The sequence below is a fragment of the Microcystis flos-aquae FACHB-1344 genome, from assembly GCF_014698375.1.
GTDB lineage: Bacteria > Cyanobacteriota > Cyanobacteriia > Cyanobacteriales > Microcystaceae > Microcystis > Microcystis aeruginosa.
This window is the reverse complement of the sequence record NZ_JACJSW010000084.1, coordinates 1-12,034: the sequence shown is the minus strand read 5'-3', so window position 1 is coordinate 12,034 and position 12,034 is coordinate 1. Positions and strand designations below refer to the sequence as shown.

Here is a 12,034-nt window from a genome sequence, read left to right as displayed (position 1 = left end):
TTTTGTACCAAGCTATGTACTACAAGAAGGATAATGCAAGGTTTTTGAAAGTCCCAATCCTATTTTCTTGCACTAACATCGGACTTTAACAGGTCAAAAGCCTTATTTTAAAAGGGTTTTACCATTATTCAGCAAGCCCTAATTAATTTTGCTTAGGTACTTATTAAGTTGTCAAATTAGCGAGCAGTGTTTGCACCCATTCTTGAGCGAGTTCTTCCACGTTGCCATTACTGTCGAGATGGCTAAGAATATATTTTTGTCGTTGGTGAGCTAATTCCGCGAGACTACCGATTTGACATCCTCACCGCCGTAAACGGACGGTGATTCCCAAACCTCACGATTTGGGTTTCTGCTTCTTTCCCTTGCGGGGTTCCGCACCTGCCTTAACAGATTTACTCTGTTCTGGTCTTATGGTCGCTCTACAGACTGACACCGCAAGCCCTGCGGCCAAAATATTTTTACTAGCGTTAATATCTCGGTCATGGTGAGTCCCACAGTCTGGACAATCCCACTCTCGAATATTTAACGGCATTTTTTCAGCAATATACCCGCAATTACTACACCTTTTAGAACTAGGAAACCATCTATCTATTTCGATGTAATTTCTCCCATACCAACGGCATTTATAGGCTAATTGTCGGGTTATTTCTCCCCAGCTTACATCAGATATTGCCTGAGATAATTTCGGGTTTTTGACCATATTCTTAACGGCTAAATTCTCAACCACAATCGTTTGGTTTTCACGAACTAATTGAGTGGTTAGCTTATGTAAATGGTCTTTTCTACTATCGGTGATTTGAGCGTGAATCTTGGCTACTTTGATTCTCGCTTTTTCCCGATTTTTTGACCCTTTCTGTTTTCGAGAAAGACTTTTAGATGCTCTTCGCAGTCTCCGATAATGCTTGTTAAAATGCTCAGGATTAGATACTTTGTCACCATCGCTGGTAATCACAAGGCTACTAATTCCTAAGTCAATTCCAATGGCTTTATCTGTTACTGGTAGAGGCTTAATCGTTGGGTCATCAAATCTTATTGAAATATGCCAACGTCCAGAAGGATGTAATCTGACTGTTACTGTGCTTGGTTCAGAAGCTTCTGGGATTTGTCTTGACCATCGAATAGGTAAAGGTTCTGTGCATTTAGCTAAATAGATTTGTTTGTCTTTAAATTTAAAGGCTGATTTGGTAAATTCGGCACTTCCTCCCTGATGTTTTTTCTTAAAGTTAGGATACTTAGTACGACCAGCAAAGAAATTAGTAAAAGCTGTTTGTAGGTGTCTTAACCCTTGTTGTAAAGGTACACAGCTTACTTCGTTTAAAAAGTCTAATTCTTCTTGTTTTTTCCAATCGGTTAGCATTGAAGAAGTTTCAGTATATCCTACTCTTTCTTGTCTTTCGTACCATGCTTGTGTTCTGAGATGGAGTGCCTTATTGTAAACCAATCTTACACAGCCCAAAGTGCGCCGCAATAGCGACTCTTGTTCTGGTGTTGGGTAAAATCGAAACGAATAGGCTTTCTCCATATCTCACATTCTAGCATATATCGTGTAAATGCGCTAATATTTAACAGTAAAGCCGTCGTAGAACGACGGGGTTTCAGACCCAAATTTTCGATGAACAAAACTTTTTGGCAAACGATCATTCTCAAATGAATATTGACCGACGTGGTTGGCTTCGATCTGCTGACGATCAATCCAGAATCCCCATCCTTGCGGTGCGGCCTTCAGTTCCGAGAGAAATTCTAAGGTCTTCATTGGCGTACTCCTTAGTGGGAATTATCTTGTTTATCCCTTTATAACCGGCATTCTAAGGCGAAAATTAATCAGGGGGAGAAACTGGTTAACCATTTTTCATCTCCCTTAATATTTCCTTACTTTTTCGTTAATATTTATTGGTCTGAACAGGTAGTCGAGCATCAAAATCATAAACAAGCAAAAGTATCTGTATATTTAGTTACTAAATAAGACAGATTTGCCCTAGATGCAGCCCGGGCCAAAGCCGGTCAAAAACTAACCCATTAGAATCACCGTATCGATGACGTGGATTACACCATTATCCGCCTCGATATTACCCGCCACCACCGTGGCATTTTTCACCTCAAAACCTTCGCTACAATCGATGGGAATCGGTGAACCCTCTAGAGAAGTCACTACAGCCAATTTCGCCAAATCTTCCTGCATATATTTGCCCGCAACGACGTGATAGGTGAGAATTCGGGTTAATTGGGGGATATTCTGCACTAGGGTTGTAATCGTCCCGGGGGGCAATTTGGCAAAAGCTTCATCGGTGGGGGCAAAAACCGTGAACGGGCCGGGACTTTTTAGGGCATCCACAAGATTAGCGGCTTGTACCGCCGTCACTAGAGTTTTAAAATTATCGGCACTGACCGCAATATCGACAATATCTGCCATAAACTTGACTCGATCCTGAAAAAAATCATCTATTTCAGATTTTAAACTTAATCTTGTCCCAAAGATCGTTCTAGGGAAGTAATGTGGGGTGTGGGGTGTGGGGTGTAGGGTGTGGGGTGTGGGAAGAACAAATAAAAATAATCTCCTGTCTCCTGACTCCTGACTCCTGACTCCTGACTCCTGACTCCTGAATACTGACTCCTGACTCCTGACTTCTAACCCAATTTTGGACAAAGATAAGCAAAAATTATTTATTGACTCCACAAACTTGAGAATATTTAAATTAACATTTCGCAATATTTACAAATTCTTAAGAATTAATTGAGAAAGATTTTTATTTAACAACGATGTTACAATGGTTACAGCGATTTTACTGAATTTCATAATGGGTTATTCTGTGCTTTTTTGGGTAGCAATGGTTGAAACCCTTGCCACACCTACAGGGTGATCCTAATTAAGACGGGTAAATCAGTCAATTTCACGGGCAACGATGATCTTTTTTTTGTGTAGTTTTATTGCAAAGAAAAAGTTTTTTTGACAAAAAGCACAAAATATGATATGAACGCTGGCGTATTTCTGGCTGCGAGTAATTATACTAAATCCGGTTATTAAAAACTGATTATTTATTCCCCCTTTTGCCTCTTGCAAGAGTGCATGAGTGCCTGTCCTGATATGTAGCCTATACTCAACGGATTTAGTATTATTGCAGAGTGGGGAAGTGGGGGAGGATTTGGGAGTCAGTAGTCAGTAGTCAGTAGTCAGTAGAATTAAGAATGAATAATAATCAAGTAAATGGTCTATTTACAGATTTTATGCAATTTAATCCTTATTTTTGCCGTTTTTGAACCATCAAAAATTAATTATGCAAGAGGTTTAAATCTGATCCCTGATAGCTGTCTCGGAGTCTCGGAGTCTCGGAGTCTCGACTAGGAAATTAATTTTGCACGACTACTTAGGTCAAAATCAGGGGATTTTCTGTTTCCAAGTCAAGAAATACAGAAAAGCAGCAATTCGATCGAGAAATCGATCAAAACAGCCTAGACTAGAAAAAGAATCCTCTATCCTGACAGCTATCCTGTGGAGATTACTTTTTTAGGAACCAGTTCCGGGGTTCCCACTCGTTCCCGCAATGTCTCTAGTATCGCCCTTCGTTTGCCGCAACGGGCGGAAATATGGCTGTTTGACTGTGGAGAAGGAACTCAACACCAGTTACTGCGTAGCGACCTGAAAAGTTCCCAAATCCGACGCATTTTTATCACCCATATGCACGGGGATCATATCTTTGGTTTAATGGGATTGTTAGCCAGTATCGGATTAGCTGGTTCTGCTCAGGATATTGATATCTACGGACCCCCCGGACTAGGGGACTATCTGCGCGCTTGTGCTAAGTATTCCTATACTAATTTGGCTAATCGGGTGCGCGTCCATGCCATTTCCCCTGGCATACTCTACGAAGATGAAGAATTTACCGTCTCCTGTCAGCTATTAAAACATCGTATTCCCGCCCACGGTTATCGAATCGCCGAAAAAGACCGTCCAGGACGTTTTGATGTGGAAAAAGCCAACGCTTTGGGTATTCCCCCCGGACCAATTTACGGCCAGCTGAAAAAAGGGGAAACTGTCACCCTCGCCGATGGCAGCAAAATTTGCGGTCAGTCCCTCTGCGGAGAAACGGAAATCGGCCGTAAAATAGCCTATTGTACCGATACTATTTTCTGTGAAGGATCGATCGAATTGGCACGGGATGCAGATGTGCTAATTCATGAGGCGACTTTTGCACACCAAGATGCCGGGTTAGCTTTTGAAAGTGTTCACTCCACTTCGACGATGGCAGCCCAGGTGGCCTTGGCAGCCCGGGTAAAATTGTTATTAATGACCCATTTTAGTCCCCGTTATCTACCGGGTAATTCTCTGGATATTTCCAATCTGTTAGAGGAAGCGCGGGCGATTTTTCCTAACACTAAATTAGCCTACGATTTCCTCACCTACGAAGTCCCCCGCAACCGTCAAGAAATGGCCTTAGGAGTTAAGTAATTATGCCAGCAGCAGTAGAAGAAAAAAGCATGGTTCCCACGGTTTTAGTGGGTATAGGTGGCACGGGTAACGAAATTTTATCGCGATTGCGTCGCTTAATCGAGGAAAGTTATGGCAGTTTGAGTAATTTTCCGATTGTCAGCTTTTTGGTGGTTGACACGGATAAGGATTATAAAATCAGTAATCCTGAAGCTGCTGGCAGTGCTTTTAAAGATAACGAAAAACACTGGGCCCGGGTGAGTGGAAAACAGGTACAGGAGATGGTATCTGACATGGATAGATATCCCTGGATTAATAGTTGGTTTCCCCCGGAATTAGAGAGAAATATTACTTCCCTAGAAGCGGGAGCGGGACAAATTCGCGCCTGTGGTCGTTTTGCTTTATTTTGTAATTATCATGAGATTCAAAGGAAATTTCTGGACGCGGTGAGACGGGTAAAGGGACAAGAAAACTTTATGCTTGATCGCTATGGAATTAAAGTTAGTAATAGTGCTATTAATGTCTTTACCACGGGGTCTTTAAACGGTGGTACGGGTAGCGGAATGTTAATCGATATAGGCTACTGTATTCGTAATTGGTTGCGAGGGGAAAGTAGTCCTTTGAGTACGGCAATTGTTCCCACTCCTGAAGCATTTGCGGGGATTAGTGTCGGCGATCGAGTTTTGGCTAATGGTTACGCTGCCCTGATGGAATTAAATTACTTTTCTGACTACAGAACCGAATATCATCAACAGTTTAGCAGCGGTTTAGTCGATGAAGTGGTTAGTAAATTACCACCCTTTGATTTTACCTATTTAGTGGGGACAAAAAACGGCGAAGGTGATTTTAAACTCGGTCAAATTCGGGAAATGATCGCCCAAAATATTTTCCTAGATATGACTTCTGATTTTGCCCCTCATAAGCGTTCCATTAGAGATAATATTAAGGGTTCTTGGGCACAAGCTGACCCAGGGGGGCGCGGTTATCCTAAGCAATTTATGAGTTTTGGGCTATCAACTATTGAAATTCCTATTGCCCAAATTCGTGCCTCCTTATCGGAACGTTTAGCCAAGGATTTAATTAATTGGTGGCTGAATGATTCCGTGATTTTACCCGCTCAAATGTTGGAGTTAGTAAGGGGTGATATCCTCAAAAGAATGCGCTTGAGCGAAGGGGAACTAATTATGGATTTATGTGCCGACAAGGATCGCTCTTTAATTGCCATAATCTCCCAATGGACTAACGAAACTCGTCAGGAAATCAATCAAGATAATTGGCTCTCTTGTACCAAACAGGGTGTTAATATTTTAGGCAATGAACAGGGAAAAATTCTGCAATTTATTAATGATTATTTAACGCCAAGAGTCGAGGAATTTAAACGCAATCATTTACTAGAATTGAGTCCCGATGAACGGCTGCACGGCGATTACCTGAAAAAGATTTATAACAACCGGGATGAAATTATTCAACGGGGTAAAAAGTCCCTAGAAATGGAGTTTTATAATATCCTTGAGGATCGAAACCGTGGGGTAAAATTTGCCGAGAGTTTTATTGTTTTAGTACGACAAATCTTCACCGACATAGCAGAAAAATTCCGTCGCGATCAAGAACAGGTTTGGAGTCAAAACGAAAGTAAACGTCAACGAGAATATGATACAGCCTTAGCAGAAATTAATGATCTGAAAGATAAACTTCATATCTCGAAAAAAGATAAAATGGAACAATATTGTGAACAAGCTTTAACGGGATTAGAAGGCTGTTTAATGGCCAAGATTCAACGAAAAACCCGAGGTGCAGGAGTAGAGGTTATTAATCGTTTACTGGAACATCTTAATCAATTAGAAAGCCGTTTTAATCGCTTTCGTCAGAAATCAATTCAAAGTCGCGACCTATTTAATCTGCAAGCTAACCAACAGATCGATAGTGCCGATGCTTTGTTAATTAATGGGATTAAATTATTTGACAGACAAGAATTAAATGGTCTTTATCAAGACTTTATCGAACAATTTGCCTCCGGGATTGTCGGCAGCAAAAATGCCTATGATACCGGTATGGATAACCTTTGTTTACCCCTCTCAGAAGAGATTTTAAAGCAATCTAGCCCTCTCTGGAAAGAAACGCGCCGCGCTGATGAAAATATGCGTTTATTTGACATCACCGAGATTGCCGATATTCGTCAAGGAGATTTTCAACAAGTTATCATAAACCAAGCTAATCAACTACTACAAAATGCCCCCGCTAGTAGTCGAATTCAGAGGGAATTAGCCGCTTGTGATCGCTTGTTAAAAATCTATAACAACGATGCCGATATTATCAATAATCTTCGCATTGCCTACCAAAAATCGCGACCCCTAATTATGCTTAACCCTGCGGTTTTGCGAGGAAAAGATGCGGGTTTTACGCCCCAATTAAATCAAAATGTTGCCCTGATTGGGGGAAGAAATACCAATAACCCGGCAGCCCAAAAAATTATTCCGAAACTGCGGGAATTTATCCCCAACGAAGACGATATTAAACCCTTGGCAGAAGTGGAAAAACATCGTCTTGTCTTCGTGCAGGAAATTGGCGGTTTTTCCCTACGCTGTCTCGATGGAATGAGAGAGTTGCGGCAATCCTATCAAGACTGGAAAGGAGAATTTATTCTCGCTAAACGCGCCCAACAAATGGGGGAAAATCGCGATTTACCCATCCCCGTGCATATCCAAAAGGAACCTCCTTTCTGGGATGTTTTTCCCGAAGATCCGAGTATTTATCAATTGGTGGTGACGGCCCGGGCTTTAAAAGTGCTTTTTCCAGAAGTCAATCGAGTCACTAATGAGAAAACAATTCGCTATGAAATTAAAACCGCAACGGGATTAAAAAAAGTCGATATCGCCACCAGTTGGGAAGATGCGGTACAGGTGTTAGAAGTAAAAGCTTGTCGCGAAGATAAGGAAAAAATTCAAAGTCAGGTGACAGCTAAGTTACAGGATTCGGCCACTCCGGAGAAAAAACAAGCCTTGTATCGGACTTTTATCAAATATTTACAACAACGTTCCGAGGAGTTGACAGGAGGAAAAGATAGTACAGAATATAAACGGGAGGATGCAATTATTTTGCAGTTAATCGATAACTATAAGTTGGATAGCGGTGGAGAAATTCCTCTTTCTTCGGTGACGGAAGTGGCTAACCCAGCTTTAATTATCTGCGGTATTTGTGGACACAAAAATCCCCCCTCGTCTAATTTTTGTTCTAAGTGTGGGGCAAAATTAGTTAAGTAGAAATTGGGCAATTTCTTGTTTTTCGTCCTCGGATAACAGAAAAAGTGGGGGTGTTAGCTGGACTAACATCCCCCAAAATGAAAATTTTCGGGAAAAATTGCCTAATAGCGAAAAAACTGGATTATAATAAGGTCTTTACTCAAGATTTTTGCTAACCGCTAACTGCCATAAAGCCCAATCAAGACCCCTGTTTATCGAGAGAAAAACCAATGGTAGCCACTTTAAAAGGACGAGATGTTTTAAGAATAACCGACATGAGTAGCGAAGAAATCAGCGCCCTACTCAATCTATCGGCACAGCTTAAAGCTGGCACTCTTAACCCTAGCTGTAAAAAAGTCTTGGGATTGCTATTTTATAAAGCTTCCACCAGGACCCGGGTTTCCTTTACCGTCGCCATGTACCAGTTAGGGGGACAGGTGATCGATCTTAATCCCAGTGTAACCCAAGTGGGGCGCGGGGAACCCTTAGCAGATACAGCCCGGGTACTCGATCGCTATCTCGATATTCTCGCGGTTCGCACCTTTAAACAAGAGGATTTAGAAGCTTTTGCCAATTACTCGCGCATCCCGATTATCAACGCTTTAACGGATTTAGAACATCCCTGCCAGATATTAGCCGATTTACAGACTATCCAAGAGACTTTTGAGACTTTACGGGGAATTAACCTCACCTATGTGGGGGATGGCAATAATGTCGCTAATTCTCTCCTCTTGGGTGGTGCTTTGATGGGGTTAAATGTGCGAGTTGCCTCCCCCGCAAACTATCAACCCGATGGGGAAATTGTCGCCAGCGCCCAGGCTATTGGCGAGAAAACCGGTAGTAAAATCTTAATTACCGACGATCCCGTTACCGCAGTAAAAGACTCTCAGGTGGTCTATACTGATGTCTGGGCGAGTATGGGACAGGAAAGCCTCGCTGATGCCCGAATTCCCGTTTTTCAGCCCTACCAAGTCAATGAACAGCTAATGAGTCACGCTGACAAAGACGCGATTATTCTCCATTGTTTACCTGCTCACCGGGGGGAAGAAATTACCGACGGGGCGATCGAGGGTGTACAATCAAAAGTCTGGGAGCAAGCGGAAAATCGGATGCACGCCCAAAAAGCTTTAATGGTGAGTTTATTGGGATTAATCTAGCTGTAGATGCTCAGTTACCTAAAATAATTATTAAACTCGATCATCAATCGTCCTAAGACCTGTCCGACACCGGAAGTTAACGCTAGGATTGATGGTAAGAGCAATAATCAGGGCAGCCTCCACACCTAACTATATGTCAGACACCTCCGCAGTTAAAAAATATCTCGCCCATTGGTTTCAATTGGGAAAAAAAGTTATTTGTCCCAAAAACCAAGCTATGCTATTTCCGCTGCCAATTTTCAATGCTGATCGCTATTCGTCGGAGTTTGAAGATTGTTGGCAAAAAATGCTTGATCCTGAAAGTGGCGATTGTTACCTAGAAGGTACTCAACAAACTATCCGAGACTTACTTTCCCCTCAATGGGAATTTCATCCCTGCGCTCGTTGTACTATACCCGTACCAATTGAAGTGGTGGGACAATCGAGTTTATCCTGTCCCTGCCATGATTTGAGTAATTGGCCCAATTTAGAATTACCCCTACCCCATTTACCCGTCAATAGTCAAGAAAATCTCGATCGCATCCGGCAAAGATTGCTAAAAAATTCTCACCCACATTAACCGGACAAAAAGAGACGTTAGGGGTAACGTCTCGACAAAAGGGTTGAGATTTAACGATTTCTGCCAAAAAGATTGACTAAATCTCGCAATCTCTCGCTATGTTCTCCGGTTAAAGCTTCCTGACGATAGCGCCATGACCAATTCCCTTCTGCGACACTGGGGGTATTCATCCGCGCATCCGATCCTAAACCTAACACATCCTGTAACGGTACGATCGCCTGATTAGCCACGGAACTATAGGCCAGTCGAATCAGATCCCAAGCCACTCCCTGACCACTGGGAGCGCCAAGATATTGATATAGTCGCGCTTTTTCGTAGTCATTGGCGTTATCCTGAAACCAGCCCACAGTAGTATTATTATCGTGAGTGCCGGTATAAATCACACAGTTGCGTTCGACATTAAAAGGAAGATAGGGATTACCCGCATCACCCCCAAAAGCAAAGTGGAGAATCTTCATACCGGGGAAGGCAAAGTGATCGCGAAAATCTAGGACTGCTTGGTCAATATCGCCCAAATCTTCGGCAATAATCGGCAATTTACCTAAACGAGCGCCAATAGTATTAAAGAGATCATAACCCGGGGCCTTCAGCCAACGACCATTAATGGCGTTTTCCTGGCCAAAAGCCACCGCCCAATAGGCTTCTAATCCGCGAAAATGATCGATACGGATGATATCGACTAGGGAAAGAACCGCTTTTAAACGGCGTACCCACCAGTCAAAGCCCGTATTTTTGAGATAATCCCAGTTATAAAGAGGATTTCCCCATAATTGCCCCGTTTCTGAGAAATAATCTGGGGGAACCCCGGCCACTTCCAAGGGATTACCGGTTTGGGTATCTAGTCGGAAAACCTGCGGATTTGCCCAAACATCAGCGCTATTATGGGAGACATAAATGGGGATATCACCGATAATCTCGATACCGAGAGAGTTAGCATAGCGTTTTAGGGCTAACCACTGCTCAAAAAACTCAAATTGCAGGAATTTGTGCAGAAAAATCTCCTCTTGTAACTCCTGTTTCGGTGTTTCCAACGCACCCCAATGACGTTCGCGAATTTCTGTCGGCCATTCCATCCATGCTTTACCCGGGTAAGCGTGGGATAGGGCCATAAATAGGGCGTAATCCTCTAACCAATCGGCATTGCCAGCACAAAAGCCGGCAAACTGTTTGTAAAGAATTGTGTCAGAACCCTTGACAAAATTGCTCGCCGCCTTTCTAAGTAGGGGAATTTTCCAAGCGATCAATTTATCAAAATCCACTTGATCGAGGGTAAAATCGGGAATATCCTCTAAATCTGCCTCACTAAGCAGGTTTTTCTCCCGAAGAATATCGAGACTAATCAGGAGATGATTGCCGGCAATGGCACTAAAACTCATGTAGGGAGAGTTACCGTACCCTGTCGGGCCTAAAGGGAGAATTTGCCAGAGTTTTTGACCACTTTGAGCCAAAAAATCGATAAATTGATAGGCTTCCCTACCTAGTTCTCCAATCCCGTAACGACCGGGGTGACTGGTGGGATGAAGCAAAATACCGCTAGAACGGCTAAAAGCCATGAAAAAACCCCCTTATCAGTGATTAGGTTAGCAGTTATTAAGTGTTTAAAGCTGAATGCTCACTGCTATCTCCAAGCTAACCCGATCTCGATCGATAAGGGCAATACTTAACAACTTTATTAGACCTATAGGACACAATCAGGCATTACAGCCGTACCGTAACAGATCGTCTTTCCAGTTAAAAAGATTCCTTCGGATCACGTTCCACGTTACCCGGGTAGGTGAAACTGGCACTCGTTGCCGTCGGTTTGACGCGGCTCGATAGTTGGCTGATGGCCGCTCTTTCCTCTTGGGTGAGGGGGCGATCGATAGCTTGGAATTCGTAATATTGGTATTCGCTCATGGCGTGCAACCTATCTCAAGGTTTATGATCGATATGCTAATAATTGTACGGGGATAGTTAGGGTTTAAAGATAAATTCGACAGGACGGGCGCTCTCGGATGTATTAGGAATAGCAAGAATATGCAAATCGCCCGATCTTTACCGATAAGGAAAAAGTTCGGGTGATCGATCGGTAATTTCCCCGCATCGGTCTTTTCAAGAAATCCAATCTATTCCTTTGGATAGTGGCACGGTCAAAATCGATAAGATTACAATTTCTTTTGTTAAGCACTTTAGCGATCGCTGGATATTTCTGCGATTCGTTGTCGGCTAATCGTTAAATTTTATGAAAACAGCCTCATTGGTTGAGATTATCGGAGATAGAGTAGGGATAGGTGAATAAGAGGGAAATAATTAGAGCCTTTTGGCATGGTTTATCGATAGAAAATTCTATAGATAAAAAAGCACTGGGTCTGCTTTTCCCGACTATTACCGGAAGATCGGTTTGGCGGGTACGGCGGCGGCGTGTTTTTGAATTTAAAGTGTGATCGCTGTTCTTAGGGAGCAGTTTGCGGTGGGGACAGTGACGGCGAAGATTGTTCAGCCGAAACCTTTTCAATGAGTTTAACTCCCCCTTTGATGAACGGTCTCATTACTGGTTTATCTGAGAGAATTACAGAGAATGATTGATCCTATAATAATGGGAAAATCCTCAGAGTGAGGAACTCGCATGAAACCAGCATCCCTGATTCAACTAACCGATAGTCTGAAAGCCCTTTAT

The 12,034-nt window shown here is 42.7% G+C and carries 9 protein-coding genes; 4 read left to right on the top strand and 5 right to left on the bottom strand.

Translation table 11 applies throughout. The features are described from left to right. Positions 1-334 precede the first annotated feature (334 nt). The 3 genes from H6G48_RS06350 to H6G48_RS06340 all read right to left on the bottom strand — a co-directional run bounded on the left by H6G48_RS06350 (position 335) and on the right by H6G48_RS06340 (position 2,410). The gene (locus H6G48_RS06350) at positions 335-1,522 is read right to left on the bottom strand and encodes an RNA-guided endonuclease InsQ/TnpB family protein (protein WP_190720210.1); all 1,188 of its coding nucleotides are present in this window, start codon (positions 1,520-1,522) and stop codon (positions 335-337) included. 33 nt (positions 1,523-1,555) lie between these two features. Next, entirely contained in the window at positions 1,556-1,753 is a 198-nt protein-coding gene (locus tag H6G48_RS06345; protein WP_147074011.1) for a hypothetical protein, read from the bottom strand. Positions 1,754-2,008: 255 nt separating this feature from the next. Beyond that, positions 2,009-2,410, bottom strand: a complete 402-nt coding sequence (locus tag H6G48_RS06340; protein ID WP_002803963.1) for a fasciclin domain-containing protein — start codon at positions 2,408-2,410, stop codon at positions 2,009-2,011. A 1,077-nt stretch (positions 2,411-3,487) separates the two neighbouring features. Here H6G48_RS06340 and H6G48_RS06335 point away from each other — a divergent pair. From H6G48_RS06335 to H6G48_RS06320, 4 genes are all read left to right on the top strand, one after another. Further along, positions 3,488-4,444 carry a ribonuclease Z gene (locus H6G48_RS06335; RefSeq protein ID WP_190720207.1) on the top strand — a complete coding sequence of 319 codons (957 nt, stop codon included), beginning with the start codon at positions 3,488-3,490 and terminating at the stop codon, positions 4,442-4,444. Positions 4,445-4,446: 2 nt separating this feature from the next. Next, a complete protein-coding gene (locus H6G48_RS06330) occupies positions 4,447-7,683 on the top strand; it encodes a tubulin-like doman-containing protein (RefSeq protein WP_190720204.1) in 3,237 nt (1,078 codons plus the stop codon). A 209-nt stretch (positions 7,684-7,892) separates the two neighbouring features. Then, positions 7,893-8,819, top strand: coding sequence for an ornithine carbamoyltransferase (argF, locus tag H6G48_RS06325; protein ID WP_079209245.1), 927 nt, complete (start codon positions 7,893-7,895; stop codon positions 8,817-8,819). Positions 8,820-8,952: 133 nt separating this feature from the next. After that, on the top strand, positions 8,953-9,378 hold the full coding sequence (locus H6G48_RS06320; protein WP_190720202.1) for a hypothetical protein: 426 nt from the start codon (positions 8,953-8,955) through the stop codon (positions 9,376-9,378). Between the two features lie 50 nt (positions 9,379-9,428). Here H6G48_RS06320 and malQ read toward each other — a convergent pair whose 3' ends face one another. Both malQ and H6G48_RS06310 read right to left on the bottom strand, forming a co-directional pair. Then, positions 9,429-10,931, bottom strand: a complete 1,503-nt coding sequence (gene malQ, locus H6G48_RS06315; RefSeq protein WP_190720198.1) for a 4-alpha-glucanotransferase — start codon at positions 10,929-10,931, stop codon at positions 9,429-9,431. 178 nt (positions 10,932-11,109) lie between these two features. Beyond that, the gene (locus tag H6G48_RS06310; RefSeq protein WP_170915522.1) at positions 11,110-11,274 is read right to left on the bottom strand and encodes a hypothetical protein; all 165 of its coding nucleotides are present in this window, start codon (positions 11,272-11,274) and stop codon (positions 11,110-11,112) included. Positions 11,275-12,034: the final 760 nt, after the last annotated feature.

Excerpts from the sequence above, each read along its gene's own strand:
- H6G48_RS06330 (WP_190720204.1), top strand. The coding sequence starts at position 4,447 with ATGCCAGCAGCAGTAGAAGAAAAAAGCATGGTTCCCACGGTTTTAGTG.
- malQ (WP_190720198.1), bottom strand. The coding sequence starts at position 10,931 with ATGGCTTTTAGCCGTTCTAGCGGTATTTTGCTTCATCCCACCAGTCAC.
- argF (WP_079209245.1), top strand. The coding sequence starts at position 7,893 with ATGGTAGCCACTTTAAAAGGACGAGATGTTTTAAGAATAACCGACATG.
- H6G48_RS06350 (WP_190720210.1), bottom strand. The coding sequence starts at position 1,522 with ATGGAGAAAGCCTATTCGTTTCGATTTTACCCAACACCAGAACAAGAG.
- H6G48_RS06345 (WP_147074011.1), bottom strand. The coding sequence starts at position 1,753 with ATGAAGACCTTAGAATTTCTCTCGGAACTGAAGGCCGCACCGCAAGGA.
- H6G48_RS06320 (WP_190720202.1), top strand. The coding sequence starts at position 8,953 with ATGTCAGACACCTCCGCAGTTAAAAAATATCTCGCCCATTGGTTTCAA.
- H6G48_RS06340 (WP_002803963.1), bottom strand. The coding sequence starts at position 2,410 with ATGGCAGATATTGTCGATATTGCGGTCAGTGCCGATAATTTTAAAACT.
- H6G48_RS06310 (WP_170915522.1), bottom strand. The coding sequence starts at position 11,274 with ATGAGCGAATACCAATATTACGAATTCCAAGCTATCGATCGCCCCCTC.